1 protein-coding gene is annotated in these 250 nt (G+C 47.2%); it reads left to right on the top strand.

Annotated elements, in window-relative coordinates; all coding sequences use genetic code 11:
• A partial coding sequence (locus AAEY78_RS14285) for a YgiQ N-terminal domain-containing protein (RefSeq protein ID WP_502943788.1) occupies positions 1-250 on the top strand: 250 nt, incomplete at both ends.

Below are 250 nucleotides of genomic sequence, written 5' to 3'. Positions count from 1 at the left end.
GACTGGCGACGCGTATGTTGATCACCCAAGTTTTGGTATGGCGGTGATTGGGCGAATGTTAGAAGCCCAAGGTTACCGTGTGGGTATTATTTCGCAGCCTGATTGGTCAAACAAAGAAGACTTTATGCAGCTAGGTCGCCCAAATCTATTTTTTGGGGTAACCGCTGGCAACATGGATTCGATGATTAACCGTTACACCGCTGACCGTAAGTTACGTCATGATGATGCTTACACTGCTGGTGATATTGGC

Source organism: Psychrobacter sp. 16-MNA-CIBAN-0192 (genome assembly GCF_040309565.1).
Lineage (GTDB): Bacteria > Pseudomonadota > Gammaproteobacteria > Pseudomonadales > Moraxellaceae > Psychrobacter.
Note: the sequence above shows the minus strand (reverse complement) of the source record. Positions and strands in the feature narration are given on the sequence as shown.